This window comes from Streptomyces sp. NPDC006332, from assembly GCF_040612855.1.
GTDB lineage: Bacteria > Actinomycetota > Actinomycetes > Streptomycetales > Streptomycetaceae > Streptomyces.
The window spans coordinates 25,607-49,905 of the sequence record NZ_JBEXRA010000062.1 but is presented as its reverse complement, the minus strand read 5'-3'; the positions used below and the strand labels follow the sequence as shown (position 1 = coordinate 49,905).

The following is a 24,299-nucleotide window of genomic DNA, read 5'->3' as shown; positions in this document are numbered from 1 at the left end:
GCACATCTGCCGCGTTGTCGTCGGTTGCCGATGCTCCGCATCGACGCCCTCCTCCGCCTTGCAGCTGCACGCGCCAGACCCCGCTCACCGGCATCGACCAGCACCGTCAGTTTCCTGCGGCCTGATCCAAACGACAGGCCCTAACCCCCCTGTCGCTGACGGCCCGCCGGCCCCCCACCGGCGGGCCATCGGCCCCGGAAAAGTTCCAGCAATCAGGCGAAATCAGTTGGCGGGCTTGCCGAACCAGCGGGAGAGGTGGTCGTCCAGGTCCTGCTGGTCGTCGCCGATCCAGGCGACGTATCCGTCGGGGCGTAGCAGGACGCACGGAACATCCAGTGCCGCAGCGGGATCCGCGAGGTGATCGACCCGGTCCGACCAGCCACCGACGGTGAGGTGTCCGGTGCGGTCAAGCAGCAGTCCGCGGCCGCTGTGCAACAGACCGTAGAGGTGGCCCTGTGCCACGGGGATGTCGGGCAGGCGGCGACCGAGCAGGTCGGGGCCTTCGCCGAAGTCGTAGCGGATACCGATCGCGGTGATCTTCTCGATCAGATGGCGGTTCACCTCGTCGAAGTCCATCAGTTCGGTGAGCAGTCTGCGCACGGCCTGCGGGCCCGGCTCGGTGGACAGCAGTTCCACCTGGGCGCGGGTGTTGTCCAGCACGTCCGCGGCGACCGGATGCCGTTCGGCGTGGTAGGTGTCCAGCAGTGTTTCCGGCGCCCAGCCGCGGATCTGTGCGGCCAGTTTCCAGCCGAGGTTGAATGCGTCCTGAACGCCCAGGTTGAGGCCCTGTCCGCCGGTGGGCGGGTGGATGTGTGCCGCGTCGCCGGCCAGCAGCACCCGCCCGACCCGATACCGTTCGGCCAGCCGGGTGGCATCTCCGAAGCGGGACAACCAGCGCGGGGAATGCACGCCGAAATCGGTTCCGGCGACGGCGCGCAGCTGTTGTTTGAAATCCTCGAGAGTGGGCGGTTCTGCGCGGTCGCTGACTCCCGCCGCGGGGACCACGACGCTATAGGCTCCGCCGCCGAAGGGCCTGAGCCAGAATCGCCTATCGGTCTCGCCGATTTCGGTCATCTTGGCGGCGATCTCCTCCTGCGGCACCCCCACTTCCATCTCGCCCATCAACGTCTCGGTCCGCGAGGGCTCGCCGGGGAAGCCGACGCCGAGCAGTTTGCGTACCGTACTGCGCCCGCCGTCACAGCCGACGAGATAGCGCGCACGCAGCTGTTCGCCGTCAGCCAGCTCGACGTTCACACCCTCGTCGTCCTGCTCGAAACCGGCCACCGCGCAACCGCGGCGGACCTGCGCACCCCGTTCCCTCGCATGGTCCTCAAGCAGGTCGACGATGACCGGCTGCGGGATGCCCAGCAGGTAGGCGTGCGCGGAATCGAGGCCCTCGGGCGCGGGTTTGTTGATGGCGGCGAAGAATCCGCCGGCCGGACGTTGTCTTCCGTGCCCGAGAATGCGGTCCAGCAGTCCGCGCATCGCCATCAGCTCGAGACTGCGAATATGCAGACCGACGATGCGGACGAACGACACCGGCTCGGTTTCCTTCTCCAGAACGAGCACCCGCACGTCGTGCAGCCGCAGTTCGGCGGCCAGCATCGCGCCGGTGGGCCCGCATCCGGCAATGATCACATCGAACAAGGTGTTGCCTTTCGGGAGTGCCTTGGTGGCGAGGCGCTCCCGGCGACACCTACGTCAGTCGCCGGACGGTGACGGGAAGGGGGAGCACCCACATCGATACAGCGTTCATGGGTCTCACCTCCTCGGGTGGTGTCACGGTCAACTGCAAGCTACAAGCCCGGACTTCACCCGTCCAGTCCTTTTCGCAGCCACGCACGCGCACGCCTCCGACGGTCAGTTTCCGTCGGTCGAACCCTCCAGTGGGCCGGAGGTCAGCACTTTGGCGGCGAAGTTCGCCAGCTGCGCCCGTGCCCTTTCCCGCGGCAAGCCCTCCTGTCCGGCCAGGTGCTCGATGAGGTCGGCCCGGGTGGCGGCGAGCAGCGCGTGGGCGGTGAAGCCACTGTCGGTCAGGTGGGGGATCTGTTCCAGTACGTCCTTCAGCAGGCCGTGCCACCGCTCGTAGTGCTCCGCCTGGTACGGGCTGCCGCTCCCGCTTTCCTCCAGGGCCACCGCGAGGCGCCGGTTGTCGAGTTTGAAGCACAGGATGGCATCGAGCAGGGCGGGCACGCGCTGCCGCGGTGGTGTGCCGGGCCCCAGGGGCGGCGGGCCGGCTTCGATGGCCTCCCGGATCGGTTCGAGTCGTGACTCGTACATCGCGCGGAGCAGCCCGGCGCGATCGCCGAAGGCCCGGAAGAGCGTGCCCTTGCCGACACCCGCCGCCACCGCGATATCGGCCATGGTGACGTCCTCGGGGCTCTCCCGTTGGGCGAAGAGCGCGTCAGCGGCTGCGAGGACGGCCTCCCGGTTGCGGACGGCATCCTTGCGGGACTTGCGCTCAGGCATGCTGCTCCCTTCTTTTTGCAAAACGGACCGCCAGTCCGTATCTTGAAAACGGACCGAGGGTCCGGATTCTATCCTGATGGAGGACACCCATGCCTGAACCGACTTCTCCGGCGGATCTCTACCGCCACAGCTTGCGCCTGCTGCTGGACAAGGACATCACCGGCTGGGTCGGCCTGTGGGCCGAGGACGGTGTGATGGAGTTCCCCTTCGCCCCTGAGGGCTGGCCCCGGCGGCTGGAGGGCAAGGGCGCCGTCGCCGCCTACATGGACGGCTACCCCGACCACATCGACCTGCATGACTTCCCCGACCTGCGGATCCACCAGACCACCGATCCGCGGACCATCGTGGTCGAGATGCGCGGCGTCGGCCGCCTGGTGGAGACCGACGGCCCCTTCGACATGACCTACATCGCCGTCGTAACCGCTCAGGACGGGCGCATCACGTCCTACCGTGACTATTGGAACCCCCTGGCCGTCCTCGCAGCCGGCACCGACTTCACCGGGAGCAGCCGATGAACACCGCCGGTACCACTCTGGTCATCGGCGCCACCGGCACCACCGGCAGCCGCACCGCCGCGCAGTTGGCAGCCGCCGGTCACCGCGTCAGAGCCGCCAGCCGTCGCGCCACCCCGGTTCCCGGCGCTGAGCCGGTCCCCTTCGACTGGTACGACCCCACCACGCACTCCGCCGCACTCGACGGAGTCGACCGCGTCTACCTCATACCGCCCCTGGGGGACCCCGACCCGGCGGCGACCATGCTGCCGTTCCTCCGACAGGCCCGCACCGCGGGCACTCACCGCGCGGTGCTGCTGAGCGCCTCGGCCATCTCCGAAGGCGGCCCGGCGGTGGGAGCGGTGCACCAGGCCCTGCCCCAACTCTTCGACCAGTGGGCGGTGCTGCGACCCTCGTGGTTCATGCAGAACTTCACCGGCACGCACGCGCACTCTCTCAGCATCCGTGAGAACGGCACCATATGGACTGCCACCGGGAGCGGCCGGGTCGGCTTCGTCGACGCCGAGGACATCGCGGCCGTCGCCGTCCGCGCTCTGACCGACGACCACGCCCCCGACACCGATCTCGTCGTCACGGGGCCGGAGGCGCTCAGCTACGACGACGTCGCCACGATCATCACCGAGGTCACCGGTCGGCCCGTTGCCCACCGCCGCCTGTCCTACGAGCAGATGCGCGACCGCCTCACGGCAGTCGTCCCCGTGCAGTTCGCCTCCATGCTGGCCGACATGGACCGTGCCATCGCCGATGGGGCGGAAGAACGCACCACCGACACGGTCCAGCGTCTCACCGGCCGGCCCGCGCGGACCTTCCGCGCCTTCCTCGAGAGGGAGATGCGGTACGGCAGTTGAGATCTCAGAACGACAGCGACGCCCCTGTTTTCGCCGGCTGTTCTCGGCGTCTCACCGGGCAGGCCGTTCGGGGATGCTCGGGAGCACCTTCTCTGCGATGGCGAGGAGAGCGCTGTCGTCCGGGAGGCCTCCGGCCGTGCTCCACACGGTTATCTCGCAGTAGCCGCCCCGGTCCTTGCGGTCCAGGGCCACGGACAGATTCCTGGCCGGGGGGCCTTGTTCGACCGGTCCGCCGGATCCACCGGTCCCGAGATTGATCTCGAACTTCATGGTGTGATCCGAGTAGAGGACCGCAGGACGACCGAGGACCGTAAGCGTCTTGATGTCCTGCTCATCGCCGTACTTCATCAGCTTCACGTACTGGTCGGTCGTCAGCTCGTTGTAGGTGGCCGAGACATTCACGGTGTACGTCTCGAACTTGACCTCAGCCTCCGGTTGGGCGACCTTCCCATCAGTCAGGGCAGCGGTGTTGCTGGTGCCGGAAGCAGTGGTTGCCATCTCTTCAGGCGTTCCAAGGAGCGTGGCCAGGTCTGGCCGGTTGAGCGCCTCGCACAGCTCTTCGCCGGTCACGGACTGGGGCGTCTGCTTGTAGGCCTTCGGCAGCTTCTCGTGTTCCGTGCTCGAACACGACGCGGGCTGCGGCGTGTTGTCGTCGGACGGCGCAAAGCGGGGGCCCAGCCACACCGCGCCCGCGAGCACCCCGAACACGGCCACGGCCGCGAGGGCCTGGCCCCACGCGTTGGGTTCCTTCTCCGGAGTGTGGGGGGCGACAGCCGGCGCGGTTCCCGCCTGGGGCTCGAGCTGTGGCTGGACCTGCGGCTGTGGCTGGACCTGGTACTGGGCCTGGGGGGCAGCGTCGACCACCGCCCCGTCCGTGGAAGCTGCCGGACTCGGGTTCCGGCGTGCGCGCAGGGCCCGGACCACCGTGTGCACGCGTATCGCGGTGAACAAGAGGAACACCGCGCCCAGACCGGCCGCGACCAGTTCGTGATCACTGACGGCGAGATACATGAGGCGTACGCCGAGAACGGAGCCGACCGCGATGAGCAGGGGTTCGCGGACCCAGAACGGCAGGAGACGGAGGAGGAGACCGAGCATGCGGTGATCTCACCAGGACGTGACGATATTCGCCGTGGTGGAAGCCACAGTTCCGGGCACGCTCCTCCGGCCACGGTGTCCCGGGCCCGCCGGGAGACCGCCGGCGGGGCTGTCGGGAACGTAGCGTGGACCCGCGATACGCCGTACCGTACGCTGACTCGCATGCCCCGGCACTCTGCCTCCCTGGACCGCGCGACCCCGGACCGGATCGCCGAAACCGCCCTGCTCATGATCGACGCGGGAGGCCCCGAAGCCCTGACCTTCCGTGCGCTGGCGTCGCGACTGGAGATCTCCCTCGCCTCGCTCCAGCGCCGCTGCACCGACCTGGCCGGACTGCTCGACCTGTGCGTCGACCACCTGGCCGCCCAGCTGCCCGAGACAGGGCCGGACACCGACTGGGCCGCCGCCACCGAGATCCGGTTCGCCGCGCTCTACCGGCTGCTGGTGGCACATCCCGGACTGCTCGCCCTGCGCGGCACGCGCCCCTGGCTCGGCCCCCACCTGCTGGCCCGCCTGGTCGAGCCGCAGCTCGCCCACAGTCTCGCGGCCGGACTGACTCCCGAGGAGGCGATCACCGCGTACCGACGGATGTACCTGCTAACGCTCGGCAGCGCCGGCTTCGTGGACCACCGCGACGCCAAGTCCGCCCAGTCGGCAACCCGCACCGCGCTGGCCGCGCTCGACCCGGAGGAGTTCCCGGCGCTGAGCGGCAACCTGGCCGCGATCGTGCCCGCCGTGACCGACCACGAGATCTACTACGGCGGCCTGCGCCAACTCATCCAGGCGGCCGCGCCGATGCGGAAGGACAACCGGAACAAGCCGTCCAAGACCACGAAGGACCCCCGACCATGAGCACCCCCGCCACCACCACCTCGACCCCCGCCTCCCGCGTCTTCAGCAGCGACAACGCCGCCGGCACCTCTCCGGAGATCATCGAAGCGGTGACCCGGGCGCTCTCCGGCCCGGCCCTGCCCTACGGAGCGGACGACGGCACGGCGGCGGTCAGGCGCCGACTGAGCGAAATCTTCGAACGTGACGTCGACGTGCTGCTGGTCTCCACCGGCACCGCGGCGAACGCCTTGAGCCTCGCCGCACTGACCCCGCCCTGGGGCAGCGTGCTGTGCCACCGCGAAAGCCACATCAACAACGACGAGTGCGGCGCGCCCGAGTTCTACACGGCGGGCGCGAAGCTGGTCCCGCTCGGCGGGGACGACGCCAAGATCGACCCGGGGGAGCTGCGGGCGGCCGCCCGGCACAAGGCCGGGGACGTGCACAGCGTCGAGCCCTCCGTGGTGAGCCTCACCCAGGCCACCGAGACCGGGGCCGTCTACACCCTCGACGAGATCCGCACCCTCGGATCGATCGCCGAGGAGGCGGGTCTGCGCCTGCACATGGACGGAGCGCGTTTCGCCGGAGCCGTGGCCTCCGTCGGCTGCACTCCTGCCGAGCTGACCTGGCGGGCCGGGGTGGACCTGCTGTCCTTCGGGGCCACCAAGAACGGCACGATGACCGCCGACGCGATCGTGGTCTTCGACCGCTCCCTCACCGCCGAACTCACCTTCCGGGCCAAGCGCGCAGGCCATCTCACCTCGAAGATGCGCTTCCAGGCGGCCCAGCTGGACGCCTACCTCAGAGACGACCTGTGGCTGCGCAACGCGGCCCACGCCAACGCCATGGCCGCCCGCCTCCAGGAGGGCCTGAAGGCCGTCCCCGGAGTGGGACTGCTCGGCACCGCCGACGCCAACATCCTCTTCTGCCGCCTGCCCCAGCGCGTCACCGAAGGACTCCTGGCCGAGGGCTACACCTTCTACCACGACCGCTGGGAGCCGGGCGTCGTCCGCTTCGTGACCTCCTTCACCACCACCGAACAGGACGCCGACCACCTGATCCAGGCCGTGACCCGCCACGCCACCTGAGCGGACGGACGCCCACGCGCGACGACACCGGCCGGTCGGAAACCGGGTGCGGACTGTCGGTGCCGTGGTGTGTGATCGGGGCTATGACGACGACGTCAGGAAAGCCGGGAGCCGACAGGTTGAGCGAGGTCGTTGGCGCGTTGCGGGAGTGGCAGAACGACGGGGCGCCCATGCAACTGCATCCGGGCGACCTGGGCTGGTACTGGCGGTCGGGTGCCGAAGCGACCGCGGCGGCGGTCAGGACGTGGAGCCGGGACGGACGGATTCTCGCCGTCGGGCTACTGGACGGACCCGGTCTGTTGCGGCTGACGATGGCGCCGGATGCTCAGCGGGACGAGGAACTGGCGCGGCGGTTGGTTGAGGACGTGACCCAGCCGGAGCGCGGCGTGCTGCCCGAGGGGAGGGTGAACATCGAGTCGCCGACGGGGGCACTGGTCCAAGATCTGCTGTTCGAGGACGGCTGGAAAGCCGACGAGCCGTGGACGCCGCTGCGTCGCGACCTCGCGGAGCCGGTGAGGGATCCAGGCGTGCGGATCGAGGTGGTCGGACCGGAGCGGGCGCACACCTTCACCGCCGTACATCGTGCGGCGTTCGACGGGTCGAGCTTCACGGGCGAGCGCTGGCACGCGATGGCGGCCGGACTGCCGTACGCCGATGCCCGGTGTCTGCTGGCGTACGACGACCAAGGCAACGCGGTGGCGGCGGTGACGGTGTGGTCGGCCGGTCCGGGCAGGCCAGGTCTGCTCGAACCGATGGGCGTGCACCGGGAACATCGCCGTCACGGCTACGGCAGGGCGATCACCGTCGCCGCGGCGGCCGCACTCCAGAGGCTGGGTTCGTCGAGCGCGATCGTCTGCACCCCGAGCTCCAACATCGGCGCCGTCGCCACCTACACGTCGGCCGGCTTCGAGCTACGCCCCGAGGTCCGGGATCAATACCGGGACGCCTGACGTGGTGTCGCTCTTCTCCGGTCGTAGCGCGGACGTGGACGCAGTCGTCAGCGGGCCCCCTTCCGTGGGGCGTCATCGGGTGCCGCCAGCCAGGGCATGCGGTGCACCAGGATGTCGCGCAGCCGCGTCAGGGCCGCGATCTTCTCCTCCAGCTCGGCCACCCGCTGCGCGCCGACGACGTAACCGTCGGCGCACACGGGCGAGTACGCGAACACCTCGGGGAGGTCGGTGTCGAGGTAGCGCACGAAGGACTTGACGTTCTCGACGGTGAACCCGGAGGCCAGCAGGTCGCGGACGTTGCGGACCCGGGTCACCGCCTCCGGGCCGTAGACGCGGTAACCCGAGGGTGCCCGGCCGGACTCCAGCAGGCCCTGCTCCTCGTAGTAGCGCAGGGCTCGGGTGGTGGACCCGGTTCGTGCGGCGAGCTCGCCGATCAACACGTCACTGTCTCCTGTTCGGTCGTGGGCTCGGAGCGCTACGTGCGGTCAACTCCCGTTCGGCCGCCCGCTTCCAGCGCGCCTTGGGGTCAAACCCCGACCTGGACCACGGTCTTCCCGGTGAACCTGCCACGAACCAGATCGAGCAGCGCCCCGGGCGCACTCCGCAGCCCGTCGATCACCGTTTCGTCGTAGACGAGGGAGCCGTCGCGCAGCCAGGCGCGGAACTGCTCACCGAACTCCGCCGCACGGTCCAGGTGGTCCCACAGGGTGAAGCCGCGGAGAGTCAGGCGTTTACCGAGGACGCTCAGCAGATCACCGGGACCCTCGTCCGGACGGCCGGTGCTCTGCAGGCCCAGCGCTCCGCAGACCGCGATACGGCCGTGCACGTTCATGACCTCGACGGCGGCGCGCAGTTGTTCGCCTCCCACGTTGTCGAAGTAGACGTCGATGCCGTCGGGAGCCGCTTCGCGAAGCCGGTCGAGCACCGGGCCGTCGTGATAATCGAAAGCCGCGTCGAACCCGAGACTCCCGGTCAGGTGGGCCACCTTGTCGGGCGAGCCGGCACTGCCGATCACACGCCCGGCTCCCTTGAGTCGGGCGATCTGTCCCGCCATGCTCCCCGTGGCCCCGGCCGCGCTGGAGACGAAGACGGTGTCGCCGGGCCGCAGTCCCGCCGCGTCCATGAGTCCGACGTACGCCACCAGGCCGAAGCCGAGGTGCATGGACGGGCTCGGGTACGCCGCCCTGTCCACGCGGCGGAACGCACCGGCCTCGGCCACGGCGTACTCCCGCCAGCCGAGCCGATGGACCACCAACTCACCCTCGCTCAGCGCCGGATCCGACGAGGCGACCACCTCGCCGACAGCGTCCCCGTACATCACCTCTCCCACCTCGTAGGGCCGCATCGGCAGTCGTGAGTCACCCCTGATCAGCGTGAGCATCCCAGGATCGAGCGACATGAACAGATTCCGGACCACCACCTGACCGACCGAGGGGCCCGGCACGTCGACCTCGACGATCTCGAAGTCGTCCAGACCGGGCAGCCCGACGGGACGCGCGGCGAGCCGGACCTCCAGAGCCGTACGAGGCAGACGGGCGAACGCAGGCGGCGTGATGCTCTTGGCAACAGGACTCATGCCGCCGACGCTAGACATTGACCCTTACGTCAAGGTCAAGTCGCCCCGCGGGAGTTACTCCGTCCTCTGCCGGGCGGAGGCCCGCTCCATGGCGTGGTCCAGGTGGGTGATGACGGCGGGCACGTCGTCGCTCTCGGTGCTCCGGATCAGGTGCATGGCCGGCCGGACGAGGCCGCCCGGTCGGGCTATCAGTCGGGCGAGCACGGCGGCCCGGATGTCGAGCCGCCGGATGGTGGCCTCGCGCTCCTCTTCGTTCTGGCCGGCCAGCAGGACGGCGTTGTACCACGCCTCCTCGCGGGACTGACGGACACTGAAGTCGAGGATCTGCTCGTCGGTGCGGGCTCCGACCTGATCCAGCAGCGACAGCAGTGGCGACACGGCGCCGACCGAGTCCTGCACCACCAGCACCACTCGTCCGAGGATGTCGTTGATCAGCAGAAAGTCGTGCCGCATGGCATGGATGGCCTCGCCCGGACTGGTCCGCGCGGCGGCGATGGCCAGGTCGAGGTTGATGTGCGCGTTCACGCCGAGCAGCAGGTGCTGGACGATGACGCTGTCGGTGTCGTCGAGCAGCCCGAACGCCTCGCGCCAACAACGCGGCCCGCTCTTGTCGCGACGCCAGGCGTCGTACGCGTCGAAGTAGCGGTTGCCGAAGTGCGTGTCGAAACGGTCCATGCGGGCACCGTCGTCGAACAGCCCCCCGTGTATGGCCGTGCGGACTTCAACGGTCACCTGTCGGTACAGTGCCGCGAAGTACCCGATCCGGTCACCGGCGCGGTCGGCCTCCCGCACGATCCCGGCAAGCCCGTCCACGACATCGTCGATGTTCTCCGCCACCATGCCCAACTCCCCACTCACGTCCTCTTGTTCGCCCTGTCCTACCACCCCGTCCCGCAGATGGCCCCCGCTCTTCAGGAACCGGAATTTTGAGGTCCAGCGGTCCTACTCCGATGAAGCTCACCGCTGCAGCCAGGTCCGCCCGCATGGGTTGCGTCAGAGGGCGGCACGCTTGGTGCGCAGTTCGGCATCCAGTTGCGCGAACAACTCAGTGCCTGAAGCCGTGAATGTGGCTATGCCCTCGTCCTCCAGCACACGCACCACATCGTCGTAGGACACTCCGAGCGCCTCCAGGTCATCACGTACCTGCTGGGCTCCCGCATACGTGCCGTGGATGCTGTCGCCCTGGATGCGGCCGTGGTCCGCCACCGCGCGCAGGGTCTGTTCCGGCATGGTGTTGACCACCCCCGGCGCCACCAGTTCGTCCACGTAGCGGGTGTCGTCGTAGGCAGGGTCCTTTACTCCGGTGGATGCCCACAGCGGGCGTTGCGGGCGCATCCCGGCCGCGGCCAAAGCCCGCCATCGCTCCGATGCAGCCGCCTGCTCGAACCGCTGATAGGCCAGGCGGGCGTTGGCGATCGCGGCCCGCCCGCGCAGCTCCGCCGCCTGAGGCGTGCCGATCTTGTCGAGCCGGCTGTCGACCTCGGTGTCCACCCGGCTGACGAAGAAGGAGGCCACCGACGCGATGGACGCCAGGTCACGTCCCGCCGCATGCGCCCTGTCCATGCCGTCCAGGAAGGCGCGGAGCACCTGGTCGTAGCGGTCCAGAGAGAAGATCAGCGTCACGTTGATGCTGATGCCCTCGGCGAGCGCCGTGCTGATCGCCTCCAGGCCCTGCTGCGTGGCGGGGATCTTCACGAAGAGGTTCGGGCGGTCCACCAGCCACCACAGGGCCCGTGCCTCGGCGACCGTTGCCGCCGTGTCGTGGGCGACGCGCGGGTCCACCTCCAGCGAGACTCGTCCGTCCACCCCGTCACTGGCCTCGTACACCGGGCGCAGGACGTCGCAGGCCCAGCGCACATCGAACGCGGTCAGCAGCCTGACGGATTCCTCGACGCGAACCCCGCGCCGGGAGAGATCCGCCACCTGCTCGTCGTAGCGGGCACCCGAGCGGATCGCCTTGGCGAAGATCGTCGGGTTGCTGGTGATACCGACCACCCGCTGTTCCCTCACCAGGCCTTCCAGCCGGCCGCCGGCGATTCGCTCCCGGCTCAGATCGTCCAGCCAGATCGCCACGCCTTCGGCGGCCAGCCGGTCCAGGTTCTCACTCATGAGCTTCTTCCTGCGTCGCTTCGGGCGATGCCTCCTACGTCCTTCCCAGGGCACCTGAGGGCCGGGACGGACGGCCTCCTTCATGCGCCCAAGCGTTCCTGGTCGCCGAGTCCGCCACGGCAACGGGCGCGGGTGCTCGCCGTCAGCGAGACCGCGGCTTGCCCTGGTATCCCTGCGCGAGCCGAGCGAGGGCGACCGCGCCGAGGAGAAGGCCGAAGTCGCGCAGCGCGACGTCGTAGTGACCGGGGATGGTCAGCAGGTTGACGATGATGCCGGCGAGCCATCCGGCCACCAGCCAGCCCCCGAAGCGTGGGGCGAGTGCGACCGCGAGGCCCGCGACGATCTCGATCACTCCCACTGCGTACATGGCCGCCTGGGCGCTCCCCGGAACGATGTCGTTGATCCACGGGGCGAGGTAGGTGGGCCAGTCGACGAGCAGGTTGGCGAACTTGTCCAGCCCGAACAGGATCGGCGCCACGGCGAATCCGGTGCGCAGGATGACGAAGGCCTGGTAGCCGGGGTCGCTGAGCGCGGGCCGTCGGGAGGCGGCGGATGTGGTGGTGGTTGTGGTTGCGGACGACATGACGTCCCTTCCTTCTATCGGCAACTCTCATTAACGATAGAAGCGCGCAAATCTTCTTTAGTCAATGGCTATGGGTTTTACACTGGTGTTCGTGGATCACTCGAAGGAAGCACCCCGTCCCGACGTCTCCGCCGTCGCCGCGCTCGACGAACCGAACCGCAGGAGGCTCTACGACCATGTCGTACGCCAGCCGGGACCGGTCAGCCGCGACGAAGCCGCCGAGGCGCTCGGCCTCGCCCGGAAAACCGCGGCCTTCCACCTGGACAGGCTGGCCGACGAATCACTTCTCGACGTCGTCTACGAACGGCGCAGCGGACGCACCGGCCCAGGAGCGGGTCGGCCCGCCAAGCTCTACAAGCGCTCAGGCAAGGAGGTCACCGTCAGCCTGCCGGAGCGGCACTACGAGCTGGCCGGGCGGCTCCTCGCCCAGGCGCTGGAGGAATCCGAAGCCACCGGTGAACCTGTCCGTTCGGTTCTGCACCGAAAGGCCCACGAGCTGGGCACACAGCTCGCCGGACCGGGCCAGGCAGACGTGTTCGACGTACTGGAAGCACACGGCTTCGAACCCCGCTGCGACGGCGACGCCATCGTCCTGGGCAACTGCCCCTTCCACGCGCTCGCCCGCGACCACACCCAGACGGTGTGCGGCATGAACCTCCACCTGCTTCGCGGTCTGCTGGGAGGCCTCGCAGAAAACGGCCTCCAGGCATGCCTGGCGCCCAGCCCCGGTCACTGCTGCGTCCGTCTGGAGCCTGCCTCTCCACCACCTACCGGCATGCGCCCGTCCTGAGGCGTCACACCGCCCCGGCTCCCGATGCCCACGAGGCGTACGTCCCTCACGGTGAGCCCACCCAGGCAAGGAGTGCCGCTGTGGCGCCGATCGACGTGCGTCTCCGAAATTGGCAGGCGCCCCAGGGTCGGGTCATGAGAGGGTGCGGTTCGATTCGGCACAGGGGGAAGAATTGGGGCTGATCTACAGCTACGACATCTACCTGCGTCCCTGGAACGTCGTCAGGGCGTTGGCTAATCTGGCCGAGCTGGCGCCACCGGCCCGTGCCGTGCCGCCGCTCGAGATCACACTGCCGGGCGGTGACCGGCTCGTCCTCCCGTTCACGTCCCACTTCAAGAGTGAGCCGGTCGACTGTTCCACGACCAGCAAGCTCGATCTCGACACGTCCATCATGTTCGACGTCGATGACGCACTGCGCGAGTTCGCGAAGACACACGGCCGTGAACCTGCGGCGGGCGGGCGCGTCCAGATCGGTTACGTCTACGCGACGATCCGGTTCGAGTCTTTCCTGCATCCTGGTTACGCGTCGGTGGAATGCTGCGCAGCGTCGTCGGGGATGAGCCGCTTGTTCGCGCGGTCCGCCACCATCAGGAAAACGTTCACCGACCTCACTGCCGCCAGCGGCGGAGTGTGCTGCCTGTTCGACACCGGCGACGGCGGCCCCGAGCAGGTGTGCTGGCTCAACGGTGAAACCACGCAGGAGATGGTCCCCGGTCACCGCTTTCCGGATCGGCGAGCACTCGTGGCGACTTGGTCCGACCCCGAGCGATGAGCACCGCTGCCGAAGCTCGGTATGACGCTGCCGCTGTGACGACTGGTCCCACGGGCGGCCGCCGCGATGTCAGCGCTCCCGGAGCGTGCCGCTAAGCTTTCTCGTCATGCCCACAACAGCGTCCAGGCCTGTCCTCGGTGTCACCGCTCTCGCCGTCCTCCTTGCAGTGAACACCGGCTGTTCGGCCGACCCCGGCCAGTCCGGCAGCGACTCCAAGGTCTTGGAAGGGCTCGCCGCCCTGGCTCACGGCAACAGCGCGAACTTGGTCACCTACCTCGACGCGGCGAAGGCGCAAGAGCTGAGCAAGGGCAATCGGATACGGGTCGGCTCCTTCGGTCAGCCGGCCAGCGGCCTGCTGAACACGCATGAGCCCCCGCCGTGGGGCGAGGCCCTGAAGGTGACTCAGATCGACACAGCTGTCGACACCAACACTGCCGGCCACTGGGAGGGCTCGTTCGACGCGTCAGCCATCACCGCCTCACTGAAATCGAACGGATACAAGCAGAGCGCAGACGGTGAGACGTGGACGCGGTCCGGCAGTAAGGGGGTGGTGATGTCGTTGAAGATCTCCAACGACGAGATCTCCTATACCGCCCGGGACGCCTCCATGGCGGCCGTCACGCCGAAAGACGGCAACTCGTTGGCCGACAAGAAGGAATACCGACGCGTGGCAGAGTGCCTGGGCGAGGTGTACCGCGCCGACTTCCTCCCCCTCACTCCCGCCAAGCCGGTGCACCTGTCAGCCGTCGGCCAGCAGGCCGCCTCCGCTGCCAAGAACACCGAGGTGCTGTGCGCAGTGGCCAAGGACGACGCAACCGCCGACCGCGCCGCGGCGAAGCTGCGTTCGGTCGTGGCCGACGAGTCACCCAAGTTCGACGGTACGGAGGTGACCGTCGAGAAGGGCGACCAGCCAATCGTCCGGGCGGCCGTCCCGGACACCGGCACACAGCGGCCCGGACGCCTGATGATCTCCAACATGGAGCTGTTGATGGCCGTCATCAGCTCTGACCTCTGAGCTCTGACGTCACAAAAATGGCACGGCCAGGTCTTCCCGGGAGAACAGGCTGGTCAGGGCGAGCGGATCGTCCTTGGAGCAGGCGTCGGCAACCTCGTCGATGAGCTGGTCGTAGTCGGGTCCCGTCCTGCCCTGATACGCATCGGTCATGCGGCCCCACTCGTCCCAGTTCAGCATTTCCTTCTTGCAGAGTGCCGCGAGGTCTCGGACAGCGTTGCCGCTGATCTCGGCCGGCCCCCAGGCGAAATCGACACCGGCCACCCCGAACTTCTGGCCGTCGACCAAACCTTGGCGGTACTGAACCCATGCCTCGCCGCCGGTCAGGAACTCGCCCACAGCAAGATCGTCGGGACGCTCGACGTACGTCTTGCCGAGGTATTCGGTGTCGATGCGCACCCAGCGCAGCTGGTCGGTACTCCAGTACTCGGTGATCCAGTGGTCGACGCCGCAGCCCTCCAGGAAGTACGTTCCGAAGCCGCACCGGGCCCGCGAGGGGACGCCCCTCGCTCGCAGGAGTGCGCAGGCGATGGTGGCGAAGTGCCGGCAGGTTCCGACCACGCGTGTCTCAGGCGGGCGGGCCTGCTGCAGAGGTGACGGATCGAGGGCGATCAGAGCGGCGATCAGCTCGCTGACCGGCCGGATGTTCTTCTCCTCGAGCCGCGTTTCACCGACTCCTACCGCGGCGGCGTCGGCGGGCTGAATGACCAGGCCCTGCGCGACGGCGCAGATACCGACGGGGTCGTCCGGCAAGCCTGCGATGAGCTGGAGCTGCGTCGCCTCCAGGCGCGTGAGGGGTCCGGGCTGGGAGTAGTCGAGCGCGTCATCGGCCATGACCCGGCATGATATGCGGCGCGTTTGGCTCAGGCGGTGGCACCGCCGCGGCTCCGTGTGCGGGCGATCAGCCACATCAGACAGGGCGCGCCCACCGCCGCGGTCAGCACGCCGACCGGCAGTTCGGTGGGGGAGAGCATGCGCCGGGCCAGCAGATCCGCCGTGGTCACGATCAACGCTCCCGTCAACGCCGAGCAGAACAGAGGGATCTGCGCGGTGCGGGTGAGGCGACGGGCAATCTGGGGCGCCAGCAGCGCGACGAAGTCGACGGGCCCGGCCGCGCCCGTCGCGACGGATGCCAGCACTACGCCGAGGGCGGTCAGACCCAGCCGTACGCGACCCAGCGGGACGCCCAAGGCGGTGGCCATGTCGTCGTCCAGGGTCACCGCCCGCTGGGCCCGGGCGGCCCACAGCAGCGGCGGGACCAGGACGAGCATGGTCAGGGCAAGGGGCGCCGCCTGGTCGTAACCGCGTCCGTTGAGAGAGCCGGTGAGCCACACCTTGGCCTGCTGGGCCACCAGGTAGTCGCCCTTGGTCAGGAACAGCCGGGTCAGCGAGCCCAGGGCGATCGAGACACCGATCCCGACGAGCACGAACCGCGTGGCGTGCAGGCCCCCGCGCCAGGCGAAGGCGTAGACGAGCACGGCGGCGGACAGCCCGCCGACGATCGCGACGTACGGCAGCGCGGCGGGGGACGTGACGCCGAAGGTCATCGCGGTCACGGTCGCCGCGCCGGCGCCGTGGGTGACGCCGATGACGTCCGGACTCGCCAAGGAGTTGCGGGCGACCGTCTGGACCAGCGCCCCCGCGATCCCGAAGGCGGCGCCGACCAGCAGACCGGTCACCAGGCGGGGCAGGCGCAGCGTGCCGACGACCAGCTCGTCGGGGCTCGGCTTCCCGAGCAGTACGCGGACGACCTCCCCGGGGGAAACGAAGGATTCGCCGACGCAGAGCGAGGCGACGACGGTCACCGCCAGCGCGACCGTGAGAACGGCGGCGATCACGACGGCCCTGCGGTGCAGCAGGAAGCTGTTGTCGCGCACGCGGACGACGGAGTAGCCGACGGGGCGGGCCGTCGCCGTGTCGGTCCGGTCGAGTTGCGTCATACCGCCACCGTCGCCTTCCGCCGTACCAGCGCGACCAGGAACGGCACGCCCAACAAGGCCGTCATCACGGCCACCGGGACCTCCGAGGGCGGGAAGAGGACCCGCCCGAGCACATCCGAGACCAGGATCACCGAGGGCCCCAGAACGGCGGCCATGGGAAGAACCCAGCGGTGGCCCGAGCCCACCAGAGCTCGGGCGATGTGCGGCACGGCGAGCCCGACGAACGCGATGGGACCGGCCGCGGCCACCGCGACACCGGCCAGCACGGTCGCGGCGAGAGCACCCAGGATCCGCACCCGCAGGACGTGGTGGCCGAGTCCCCGGGCCACGTCGTCACCCAGGGCGAGCGCGTCCAGGCCGGGGACCGTGATGGCGACCAGCAGCAGCCCCGCGACCAGGAACGGCCACGTCTGCGCGACGACAGAGCCGTCCCGTCCGCTGATCGAGCCGACGTCCCAGAAGCGGAACTCGTCCAGGACCTGGGCATCGGCAGTGACGATTCCGGACACCACCGAGGCGAGGAAGGCGTTCATCGCGGCACCGGCCAGGGCCAGTTTCACCGGGGAGGCGCCGCCGCGTCCTCCGCTGGCCACCGCGTAAGCGGCCACCGCCGCGAGCCCTGCGCCGACGAAGGCGAACCAGACGTATCCGCTGAGCGTGTGCACCCCGAAGAACGCGATCGCGCAGACCACGCCGAGCGAGGCGCCCTGGCTGACGCCGAGGACGCCGGGCTCGGCGATCGGATTGCGGGTGAGGCCCTGCATGACCACGCCGGCGACCGCCAGGGCGAGGCCGACCATCGCACCGATGAGCGTGCGGGGCACCCGCAGGGCCCGCACGACCTGAACGTTGTCGCTGGTCCCGCCGTGCAGCAGGGCGTCGAACACCTCGGTGGGGGCGATCTGGCGGCTGCCGACCGCGAGACTGAACAGGACGGTGAGAAGCAGCAGGAGCACGCCCGCGGCCAGCCGGACGACCCGGCGCCGGGTATGGGACATGCGCTACCTCTTCATGTGATGCATGTGACGGACGAAGGGAGACAGACCGGCGACGCCGGGGGGGGGGCGGGTAGCCCCGGCCGCCTACTTGGTCAGGTACTTGTCCAGGTCCCCGACGACCTGCTCGGCCGCGGTGACACCAAGCCCGAGGTACCAGGTCTCGTCCGGTACGTCATAGGCGTGCCCGGCCTTGACCGCCTTGAGGTTCTTCCACAGCGGGTTGCCCTGCGCACGGGACTTGTCCGTGGCCTTCGCGTCGCCGTAGACGCCGGTGAAGATGTAGTCGGCGTCGGCCTGGTCGATGTTCTCGGCGCTGACCTCGGCGGCCAGGTCCTCGATGTCCTGGTTCTTGGGGCGGGGAATGCCGGCGTCCTTGAGGATGGTGCCGATGAACGAGGCGTTCGCGTAGAGGCGGATCAGGCCGTCGGGCAGGTAACGCACCATCGAGACGGTCGGCTTGTCGGCGCCGAGTTCGGTGCCGAGTGCCTTGACCTTGACGTCGTACGCGGCGAGCTTCGACTTTGCCTCCGCGGTCTTGTCCAGGGCCGACGCGTTGAGGAGGTAGTTCTCCTTCCACGTGAAGCCGGGCCGGATGGAGAAGACGGTCGGGGCGATCTTCGACAACTCGTCGTACTTGTCCGCGGCACGCAGCTGGCTGCCGAGGATGAGGTCCGGGTGGAGACCGGCGATCGCTTCGAGGTTGAGGTTGTTGATGGTGCCGATGTTCTTCGGCGTGCCGGCGTCCTTCTTCAGGTACGACGGCAGCGCGGGGGAGCCCTCGGTGGGGGCGATCCCGACGGGTTTGATGCCGAGCGACACCACGTTGTCCAGCTCGCCGACGTCCAGGACCACCACGCGCTTGGGCTGGGCCTCGATCACGGTCTTGCCCATCGCGTGCCGGACGGTGCGCGGCCACTCGCCCGGCTTCGCGCCGGTGCCCATCGCCGCGGTCTTCTGCGCGGCGGCCCCGAAGTTCTTGCCGCCCTGCGCCACGGCCTTCTTGTCACCGCCCCCCGATCCCGCGTCCTTGCCGTCGTCGGCGGAAGCGCCACACGCCCCGAGGATCAGCGCCGCGGCGACGGCGAAAGCGAGGGCGGACGGGCCGCGACGCCGAGGGAACATGACAGGACTCCTTTGTGACACCACTCTGTTGCCATTAGGCAAGGCTGACCTTATCTGGGAACTCGCCATGGTCGACAACGGGCCCTGTGTGGTTCCTGTCACCGCCACACACGGCGAAGCGGTACAACCTGGAGAGGCCGCGCGAAGGGCCCGCGGCATGCAGGGGATGGCCCTGGTGCCGCACATAGCCGTCGTCAGGCAGGACGGCCTCTCAGCCTCCACACCTTCGCCGCGGGCATCGGCCGCGACGCTGGCATCGCCCGTCACGTTTCCCTAGGTCTGGGGGAGTGGTTCATCGGAAGCCGTCACGCACAGCCTCCTTACCCGTGCGTGGCCCGGTCCTTGCTGCTGTGTCGAACGGCAGTTGCTCATGCCGGCGCCGACGGGGCCGGGACGGATGCGGGTCCAGGGAGAAGGAACTTCGCGGACTTGGCGGCCAGATGCCGGTCGAGGTACTCCGCGGCGTCGTCGGGGCGCATGCGGGCCAGGGCGACCAGGGCCGTGATGGCCACATCCGCGACTTCCGCGTGGGCGTCCCCCCATGAAGCGGTCCCCTTGCGGGGGTTGGTGCCGCGGGCACCGATGACTGCCTGGGAGGCTTCCCCGGTCTCCTCGGCGATTTTGAGGACTTGCAGGCTCCACTGCTCGTCTTGGTCCAGGCCGAGCGCGGCGTCGTGTTCGTTGAAGCGGCGGGCGAGTCGGTGAATGGTGTCCCAGACGGTTCCGTGCATGGTTCGGTGTCTCCTTCAAGCAGTACGGGGTCGGACGCTGAGTCGGTCGACTACGGCAGCGTGGGGCTGTTCGCGGGGGAGGCCGGTGGTGCGGATGACGTGACCGTTGGCACGGAGGCAGTGCGTGACCGCACGAGGATGATCCACCCGATCACCGGCAGTCTGCGGCGTCGTCACATCCTTTGCTGTGGGAGTGACCGGGGGTGCCGCTGCCCAGGACGGGCCAATGGAAGACCAGCCGGGGATCCGCCTTGTCCAGCACCTGGCCCTCGGGCAGGTTCCGGTCCGCCGTGCCGTCCGGGTGCACGGTCACGTGGGGGTAGCCCGGCCGCGGGCCGGCCACCGGGTAGGTGTGCCGGGCGGCAGGCCCGGCAGCACTGGTGACCACCAGGCCCGCGCGTGCGACAGCCTGCGCCGACGGTGCCCTCTCCGTCTCCACCGCGGTGAACTCCCGGAGGGCGTCGCGCAGGACGAGCACCGCCAGTCCGTCGGCGTCGCACCGCTCCACGGTCTGCCACTGCTCGGCCAGCATCCGGATCTCGTCCTCGTCGAGCGCGATGTCGCGCCGGCCGGCCGGGGTGCCGACAGCGAGGGGAGTGATCACCACGATCGCGCCGCCCGGACGCAGCCGCCCGGCCAGCGCGTGCATGACCCGCTGCCGGTCGCCGAGGAAGGGATACACCAGGCGCAGGGTGATCAGGTCGTATCCGTCCTCGCTCAGTTCAGCCGGGTCGTTGTGGGCGATGTTCAGACACAGCCAGCGCACGCCGACCGCGTCCGCCCATTCGGCCCGGGCCCGGTCCAGGGCGTTCTCGGCGAAGTCGACGGCATCGACTAGATAGCCGAGTTCGCCCAGGTAGGCGGCCAGTTCCCCGGTTCCACAACCCGCGTCCAGCGCCCGGCCGTTGGCCGGCGCGGGAGCGTGCTCGGCCAGCAGCGCCCTCTCGGTCTGACCGACCCGGCGAAAGCCCCGACCCAGCGCGTAGTGCTGGTCCCACTGGGCCCGGCGGACATAGGTCACGTAGCTGCTCCTCGTCGTGTGGTGCGGTGATCGGCGTTCGCTGTGGTGCTCAGGTTCGGCGCCGGTCAGGTCCCGTGCGCGGTTGCGTGAGCGGAGGACGGGATCCGGGTCATCCGCATCAGGGCCGGGTCCTTGGTGAAGCCGAGCGCGGCGTACAGCGGGGCGGACTCGTCGGAGGCGTGCAGTTCGTAGAGCGTCACGCCGTCCCCTTCCAGGTGCGCGAGCAACGCGGTCAGCGCGGCCTTGGCGTAACCGCGGCGGCGGAAGTCGGGAACGGTGGCGACGGCCTGGATCCGCGCGGCCAGTCCCTTGGGGTAGCGGGGAGCGGGGAGCACGGCGTCGACAAGGGCGAGAGCGCAGCAGGCGAGCCCGCCCCCCGGGTTGTCGACGACGTAGGCCCGGGCGTCTCCGCCCGGGGCAAGGCGGGCGGCGAGGTGATCGCGGCAGGTGGACAGCCAGTCCTCGTCCAGCGGCTCGGACAAGATGAGTTCGGACCGCAGACGGGCGATCTCGCCCGCATCGGCCGGAACTGCCGGCCGCGGCACTGCTCCCGTGCGCGGACCCGGCACGGTGGCACCTACGGGCGCGTGGTCGGCGGCGAGAAGGCGTTGCCCGGTGTCGTTCCGCTGCTCGTATCGGGGGCCCTGGCGGAGGAGGGCACAGCGGTGTGCCGCGTGCTGGAGCAGCAGGTCGCGTGTTCCCGGGCTCAGCCGTAGCCGGTGCAGCATCTCGGGTGCGAACCAGCGCAGCAAGACGCCCTCGGTGAGGCGCAGACGGTCGGGGTCACCGTTCCAGCGGCCGGCGAACACCTGGATCGGCACGCATAGTCCGTCGGTGCCGGTGGCCCTCTCCTCGGCGAAGGGCTCCAGGTCCGGGATGACGAGATCGGGGACTTCCTCGCCGAGTTCGCGCCGGACAGTGTCTTCGAGCGTCACGTCCTCCGGCTCGCTGCCGCCGCCGAGCAGGTCGAATGCCCCTGGCTGCCAAATTCCCGGCAGGTCGTCGCGCAGATGAAGCAGATATCGGCCGGCATCATCGAAGATCAGCGCCGAGGCGTTCACCGGCTGCGGACGCCCGTCAAGCCCTGAGGAGAGCAGCTTGGCGCGCAGTGCCGGGGAGCTGACCGTGTCGAACCCGCGCCACTCGGCTCCCGCGACTTCCGCGTCCTGCAGAACGAGTTCGGGGTGCTCTCCGACCAGGTAGAACGCGAACCGGACGTCGTAGTGGCGATGCGGCGGCTCTCCCCGGCGGGCCTCGACGTCGTGAACGTCGATGTCGATCGGGACACCGAGAAGCTGCGGGGTGAGGCACAGATCGCCTGCTTTGATCCCGGTCTCCTCGACCACCTCGCGCACCGCCGCAGCGCGCAACGTGCGGTCCCCCGGTTCGGGATGACCGCCGGGGACGAGGACCAGGCCGCTCGCCCTATGGAGGATGTGCAGCACGCGCAGGTCCCGGTCGATGACCACGGCACTGCACGTGATGTGCGCCGGCATCGTTGCGCGGCTCGTCGGGTCCTGCTCTCCCTCAAGGAGCGTCAACAATGGGTCCAGGGCGCCGCGTTCGGAGGGATGGCGCGTCAGGTACATCTGCACGAGAGTGCTGATGTCGGATCGGGTGGGAGGCATGTCAGCACCTCTCGAAGGTCGGGGAACAGATCGGGGAACAGATGCGGGCGGGCGCGGTGTCCGAGCCCACGCCTCGGATCACGCGGAAGGCCCTCGGACGACATGGCCTGGCACCTGCGGGAGCACCGACCGAACCAGCTGGGGTGGTCGTTGTCCGGTCCGTGAGCAGGAGCTCGCTGCTGGAGCTGGGCAGTAGGAGCCCGGGTGCCGCGAGCCGTCAATTCTCCTCCTCGGCACCCGTGATGGCGGTGTTGGGAAGCTGCCAGGAGAGTTCCGCGGTGGCGGAGCCGGCGGTGGCCCACTGCTGGGTGTCCTCGAGGTGCAGCCGGTAGGTGGAGGGCTCGCCTGCGGCCCTCCACAGACCGGCGACGTCCTGTATGTCTCCCCAGATGTCCCGAGGCCCACAGGCCGTCAGACTCCAGCGGTCGGCTCCGGCAGCCCGGGCGGTGAGCCACGAACCACAGGCCGGGGCCCCGATGACCACGTGGTCGGCAGACCAGTTGCGGACCAGCCCGGGCCGCAAGTGATCGAGAGCAAGCCAGAATCCGCGGGCGCCGTCCGGTGGTGGCGAGCTGCTGGTGTGGACGACACGGGTCTCGTCCCCGGCCTCGATCCGGTCGAGGAACTCCCGCGAAATGCATAGCCGCTCGAATCCATGACCGGGCCGATGCCCGAACTCCACCGGTCGTAGTTCCCCTCGTACCCGGCCGCCGGACGTGGCGGTGATGATCGCCAGCCCGGGCCACGACGGCGACGTGCCGCTGAGGGTCGCCATCGCCTTCCCGCCGGGGGCGAGTTGGTCCACCCACGCCGGCGGCACCCTGGGGACGGCGTACGAGACGAAGATCCGCTCGTAGGGTCCGTCGGCTGGCCAGCCGTCCGCCCCGTCCCCGGTCACCGCCCTCGGCCGGTAGCCGAGACCGGCCAGGCGCACCTGCGCGGCCTCGGTGAGATGTGCATCGCGATCCAGCGTGACCACGGTCCGATCGCCGCTGATCCAACAAGCGACTGCCGCGGTCACGGCGGCGCCGGTGCCGATATCCAACACCCGCTGCCCCGGCTGGAGGTCCAGGCTCTGCAGCAGAACGGCGGTCATGCCCACCACACTCGACATCGACGTGATCGCTCCCCCGGACCGCGGACGCGGGACACGGTCGAGAAGCCGTTCCCCGGCGTGCTGGACGAGCACGCTCTCCCCGCCGTACAGCGAGGCGAGCAGCTCGTCGCGGTTGGCCGGCTCGGCCCAGTCGAGTAGATCCCACCGTGGCGGCTCCTCGCCGGGCCGGCTGCGCCGCACGTAGGCCTGGGGTATCAGCACCTCGCGCCGGATCGCGAGGAGGGCGTCGCGCACCGCGCCCGGGCGTAGACCCCCAGCCACCTCCAGCCGGGCGACCATAGCCTTCCGGGCCGTGAGCGGGTCCTGGACGGTGCGCAGAGGCGTGAGCGCCGGGGCCGCTGCGGGCGAGGCCGGATCAGCCGGATCCCTCGCGGGTTCCGTTGCGCTGTGCTGTGCCGGGGCCAAGGCTCCTCCTCTTCCTGCCGCGTGAGAGTTCGAGTACGTCTGGCTCAACGAGGCGGCATGGTTTTCGAACGCACGTTTTTGAGACGCGCTCACTTCCGCCAAAGGACGGGGTCGGTGGGGCCTGCGGGATACAACGACCCTTGCCCGCACTGGGCCCGAGATGCGAACGATCTTGGCCGAAACACCGAACCCCCCGTGTGCCTAGGGCTGGAGGGCGAGCCCCGGCCGGCATCACGAGTCGGCCGTGATGCGGGGTGCTGAGTCGCCTACGCCGCTATGGCCAACCGACGCAACAACACCGAGCAAGTGGTCCACAGGGACCTGGGCGCGAAACCGGCCGACGATCACGAGGGTGCCTCCCGGAGCCAGATGACGACGGAAGCGGGTGAGCGCCTGGGTGAACGGCAGGTGGTGGATCGTTGCGACGCACGTGATGACGTCGTAAGGGCCGACGGGAAACTCGGCTATTGCCTCCGCCACGGTGAAGGTGACGGGGAACCCGGAAGGTGTCAGCTTCTGGGCCTGGGCCGTGATCACCGGATCGGAATCGACGGCCTGCACAGCGTCGGCTCGTCCAGACAAGAGTCTCGCAAGCTCACCGCTGTTGTTTCGACATAACTGCAGTGTCTCTTTGATGGCCGAGTCTCCCGCTGGCCAGCAGCTGTGAGGGAGCCCAAGGGGTGTCTCCTTGGTTAGCATCCC

25 protein-coding genes are annotated in these 24,299 nt (G+C 69.3%); 8 read left to right on the top strand and 17 right to left on the bottom strand.

The genetic code is table 11. The features are described from left to right. Positions 1–222 precede the first annotated feature (222 nt). Together rox and ABZ027_RS36830 are read right to left on the bottom strand one after the other, a co-directional pair. Entirely contained in the window at positions 223–1,647 is a 1,425-nt protein-coding gene (rox, locus tag ABZ027_RS36835; protein ID WP_356776241.1) for a rifampin monooxygenase, read from the bottom strand. 213 nt (positions 1,648–1,860) lie between these two features. Continuing rightward, positions 1,861–2,469: a helix-turn-helix domain-containing protein gene (locus tag ABZ027_RS36830; protein ID WP_356776239.1), complete on the bottom strand. Its 609-nt coding sequence runs from the start codon at positions 2,467–2,469 to the stop codon at positions 1,861–1,863. A gap of 89 nt (positions 2,470–2,558) precedes the next feature. Between ABZ027_RS36830 and ABZ027_RS36825 the strand changes: the two genes are divergently transcribed. Beyond that, positions 2,559–2,984: a nuclear transport factor 2 family protein gene (locus tag ABZ027_RS36825; protein WP_356776237.1), complete on the top strand. Its 426-nt coding sequence runs from the start codon at positions 2,559–2,561 to the stop codon at positions 2,982–2,984. Then, positions 2,981–3,829, top strand: coding sequence for an NmrA family NAD(P)-binding protein (locus ABZ027_RS36820; protein WP_356776235.1), 849 nt, complete (start codon positions 2,981–2,983; stop codon positions 3,827–3,829). The genes ABZ027_RS36825 and ABZ027_RS36820 overlap by 4 nt, the downstream gene beginning before the upstream one ends. 51 nt (positions 3,830–3,880) lie before the next feature. Here ABZ027_RS36820 and ABZ027_RS36815 read toward each other — a convergent pair whose 3' ends face one another. Further along, complete coding sequence (locus ABZ027_RS36815) at positions 3,881–4,927, bottom strand: DUF6215 domain-containing protein (RefSeq protein ID WP_356776233.1); 1,047 nt, start codon at positions 4,925–4,927, stop codon at positions 3,881–3,883. Positions 4,928–5,089: 162 nt separating this feature from the next. Here ABZ027_RS36815 and ABZ027_RS36810 point away from each other — a divergent pair, with 162 nt between their 5' ends. From ABZ027_RS36810 to ABZ027_RS36800, 3 genes are all read left to right on the top strand, one after another. Beyond that, the gene (locus ABZ027_RS36810; RefSeq protein ID WP_356776231.1) at positions 5,090–5,779 is read left to right on the top strand and encodes a TetR/AcrR family transcriptional regulator C-terminal domain-containing protein; all 690 of its coding nucleotides are present in this window, start codon (positions 5,090–5,092) and stop codon (positions 5,777–5,779) included. Beyond that, a complete protein-coding gene (locus ABZ027_RS36805; protein ID WP_356776229.1) occupies positions 5,776–6,843 on the top strand; it encodes a low specificity L-threonine aldolase in 1,068 nt (355 codons plus the stop codon). The genes ABZ027_RS36810 and ABZ027_RS36805 overlap by 4 nt, the downstream gene beginning before the upstream one ends. 83 nt (positions 6,844–6,926) lie before the next feature. Next, positions 6,927–7,793 carry a GNAT family N-acetyltransferase gene (locus ABZ027_RS36800; RefSeq protein WP_356776227.1) on the top strand — a complete coding sequence of 289 codons (867 nt, stop codon included), beginning with the start codon at positions 6,927–6,929 and terminating at the stop codon, positions 7,791–7,793. A 47-nt stretch (positions 7,794–7,840) separates the two neighbouring features. On the opposite strand, the gene ABZ027_RS36795 is transcribed toward ABZ027_RS36800, so the two are convergent. The 5 genes from ABZ027_RS36795 to ABZ027_RS36775 form a co-directional block, all read right to left on the bottom strand. Next, positions 7,841–8,233, bottom strand: a complete 393-nt coding sequence (locus tag ABZ027_RS36795; protein ID WP_356776225.1) for a MerR family transcriptional regulator — start codon at positions 8,231–8,233, stop codon at positions 7,841–7,843. Between the two features lie 86 nt (positions 8,234–8,319). Then, positions 8,320–9,369: an NADP-dependent oxidoreductase gene (locus ABZ027_RS36790; protein ID WP_356776223.1), complete on the bottom strand. Its 1,050-nt coding sequence runs from the start codon at positions 9,367–9,369 to the stop codon at positions 8,320–8,322. A gap of 54 nt (positions 9,370–9,423) precedes the next feature. After that, the gene (locus tag ABZ027_RS36785; RefSeq protein WP_356776221.1) at positions 9,424–10,227 is read right to left on the bottom strand and encodes a DUF5995 family protein; all 804 of its coding nucleotides are present in this window, start codon (positions 10,225–10,227) and stop codon (positions 9,424–9,426) included. A gap of 135 nt (positions 10,228–10,362) precedes the next feature. Then, positions 10,363–11,478, bottom strand: coding sequence for a transaldolase (tal, locus tag ABZ027_RS36780; protein ID WP_356776219.1), 1,116 nt, complete (start codon positions 11,476–11,478; stop codon positions 10,363–10,365). Between the two features lie 142 nt (positions 11,479–11,620). Continuing rightward, positions 11,621–12,061, bottom strand: coding sequence for a hypothetical protein (locus ABZ027_RS36775; protein WP_356776217.1), 441 nt, complete (start codon positions 12,059–12,061; stop codon positions 11,621–11,623). Between the two features lie 85 nt (positions 12,062–12,146). Between ABZ027_RS36775 and ABZ027_RS36770 the strand changes: the two genes are divergently transcribed. From ABZ027_RS36770 to ABZ027_RS36760, 3 genes are all read left to right on the top strand, one after another. Beyond that, positions 12,147–12,851, top strand: a complete 705-nt coding sequence (locus ABZ027_RS36770; RefSeq protein WP_356776243.1) for a helix-turn-helix domain-containing protein — start codon at positions 12,147–12,149, stop codon at positions 12,849–12,851. 172 nt (positions 12,852–13,023) lie between these two features. Beyond that, the gene (locus ABZ027_RS36765) at positions 13,024–13,623 is read left to right on the top strand and encodes a hypothetical protein (protein ID WP_356776215.1); all 600 of its coding nucleotides are present in this window, start codon (positions 13,024–13,026) and stop codon (positions 13,621–13,623) included. Positions 13,624–13,729: 106 nt separating this feature from the next. After that, entirely contained in the window at positions 13,730–14,638 is a 909-nt protein-coding gene (locus ABZ027_RS36760) for a hypothetical protein (protein WP_356776213.1), read from the top strand. Between the two features lie 9 nt (positions 14,639–14,647). Here ABZ027_RS36760 and ABZ027_RS36755 read toward each other — a convergent pair whose 3' ends face one another. The 9 genes from ABZ027_RS36755 to ABZ027_RS36715 form a co-directional block, all read right to left on the bottom strand. Further along, positions 14,648–15,469: a transglutaminase domain-containing protein gene (locus ABZ027_RS36755; protein ID WP_356776211.1), complete on the bottom strand. Its 822-nt coding sequence runs from the start codon at positions 15,467–15,469 to the stop codon at positions 14,648–14,650. Positions 15,470–15,498: 29 nt separating this feature from the next. Beyond that, a complete protein-coding gene (locus tag ABZ027_RS36750) occupies positions 15,499–16,575 on the bottom strand; it encodes an iron chelate uptake ABC transporter family permease subunit (protein WP_356776209.1) in 1,077 nt (358 codons plus the stop codon). Beyond that, on the bottom strand, positions 16,572–17,573 hold the full coding sequence (locus tag ABZ027_RS36745) for an iron ABC transporter permease (protein WP_356776207.1): 1,002 nt from the start codon (positions 17,571–17,573) through the stop codon (positions 16,572–16,574). Before ABZ027_RS36745 ends, ABZ027_RS36750 begins: the two co-directional genes overlap by 4 nt. Positions 17,574–17,657: 84 nt before the next feature. Beyond that, positions 17,658–18,695, bottom strand: coding sequence for an iron-siderophore ABC transporter substrate-binding protein (locus ABZ027_RS36740; protein WP_356776205.1), 1,038 nt, complete (start codon positions 18,693–18,695; stop codon positions 17,658–17,660). A 368-nt stretch (positions 18,696–19,063) separates the two neighbouring features. Further along, positions 19,064–19,426 (bottom strand): MazG-like family protein, encoded by a 363-nt coding sequence (locus tag ABZ027_RS36735; RefSeq protein ID WP_356776203.1) that lies wholly within the window; start codon positions 19,424–19,426, stop codon positions 19,064–19,066. Positions 19,427–19,577: 151 nt separating this feature from the next. Continuing rightward, positions 19,578–20,447 (bottom strand): class I SAM-dependent methyltransferase, encoded by an 870-nt coding sequence (locus tag ABZ027_RS36730; RefSeq protein ID WP_356776200.1) that lies wholly within the window; start codon positions 20,445–20,447, stop codon positions 19,578–19,580. A 65-nt stretch (positions 20,448–20,512) separates the two neighbouring features. Then, a complete protein-coding gene (locus ABZ027_RS36725) occupies positions 20,513–22,075 on the bottom strand; it encodes a GNAT family N-acetyltransferase (protein ID WP_356776198.1) in 1,563 nt (520 codons plus the stop codon). Positions 22,076–22,292: 217 nt separating this feature from the next. Next, positions 22,293–23,597 (bottom strand): protein-L-isoaspartate O-methyltransferase, encoded by a 1,305-nt coding sequence (locus tag ABZ027_RS36720; RefSeq protein ID WP_356776196.1) that lies wholly within the window; start codon positions 23,595–23,597, stop codon positions 22,293–22,295. A 231-nt stretch (positions 23,598–23,828) separates the two neighbouring features. Further along, the gene (locus ABZ027_RS36715; protein WP_356776194.1) at positions 23,829–24,296 is read right to left on the bottom strand and encodes a class I SAM-dependent methyltransferase; all 468 of its coding nucleotides are present in this window, start codon (positions 24,294–24,296) and stop codon (positions 23,829–23,831) included. Between the last annotated feature and the right edge of the window lie 3 nt (positions 24,297–24,299).

Bases quoted from the DNA above. Each gene is read 5' to 3' on its own strand.
- ABZ027_RS36830 (WP_356776239.1), bottom strand. From the start codon at position 2,469: ATGCCTGAGCGCAAGTCCCGCAAGGATGCCGTCCGCAACCGGGAGGCC.
- ABZ027_RS36825 (WP_356776237.1), top strand. From the start codon at position 2,559: ATGCCTGAACCGACTTCTCCGGCGGATCTCTACCGCCACAGCTTGCGC.
- ABZ027_RS36820 (WP_356776235.1), top strand. From the start codon at position 2,981: ATGAACACCGCCGGTACCACTCTGGTCATCGGCGCCACCGGCACCACC.
- ABZ027_RS36815 (WP_356776233.1), bottom strand. From the start codon at position 4,927: ATGCTCGGTCTCCTCCTCCGTCTCCTGCCGTTCTGGGTCCGCGAACCC.
- ABZ027_RS36810 (WP_356776231.1), top strand. From the start codon at position 5,090: ATGCCCCGGCACTCTGCCTCCCTGGACCGCGCGACCCCGGACCGGATC.
- ABZ027_RS36805 (WP_356776229.1), top strand. From the start codon at position 5,776: ATGAGCACCCCCGCCACCACCACCTCGACCCCCGCCTCCCGCGTCTTC.
- ABZ027_RS36800 (WP_356776227.1), top strand. From the start codon at position 6,927: ATGACGACGACGTCAGGAAAGCCGGGAGCCGACAGGTTGAGCGAGGTC.
- ABZ027_RS36790 (WP_356776223.1), bottom strand. From the start codon at position 9,369: ATGAGTCCTGTTGCCAAGAGCATCACGCCGCCTGCGTTCGCCCGTCTG.
- tal (WP_356776219.1), bottom strand. From the start codon at position 11,478: ATGAGTGAGAACCTGGACCGGCTGGCCGCCGAAGGCGTGGCGATCTGG.
- ABZ027_RS36775 (WP_356776217.1), bottom strand. From the start codon at position 12,061: ATGTCGTCCGCAACCACAACCACCACCACATCCGCCGCCTCCCGACGG.
- ABZ027_RS36760 (WP_356776213.1), top strand. From the start codon at position 13,730: ATGCCCACAACAGCGTCCAGGCCTGTCCTCGGTGTCACCGCTCTCGCC.
- ABZ027_RS36755 (WP_356776211.1), bottom strand. From the start codon at position 15,469: ATGGCCGATGACGCGCTCGACTACTCCCAGCCCGGACCCCTCACGCGC.
- ABZ027_RS36750 (WP_356776209.1), bottom strand. From the start codon at position 16,575: ATGACGCAACTCGACCGGACCGACACGGCGACGGCCCGCCCCGTCGGC.
- ABZ027_RS36745 (WP_356776207.1), bottom strand. From the start codon at position 17,573: ATGTCCCATACCCGGCGCCGGGTCGTCCGGCTGGCCGCGGGCGTGCTC.
- ABZ027_RS36740 (WP_356776205.1), bottom strand. From the start codon at position 18,695: ATGTTCCCTCGGCGTCGCGGCCCGTCCGCCCTCGCTTTCGCCGTCGCC.
- ABZ027_RS36735 (WP_356776203.1), bottom strand. From the start codon at position 19,426: ATGCACGGAACCGTCTGGGACACCATTCACCGACTCGCCCGCCGCTTC.
- ABZ027_RS36725 (WP_356776198.1), bottom strand. From the start codon at position 22,075: ATGCCTCCCACCCGATCCGACATCAGCACTCTCGTGCAGATGTACCTG.
- ABZ027_RS36715 (WP_356776194.1), bottom strand. From the start codon at position 24,296: ATGCTAACCAAGGAGACACCCCTTGGGCTCCCTCACAGCTGCTGGCCA.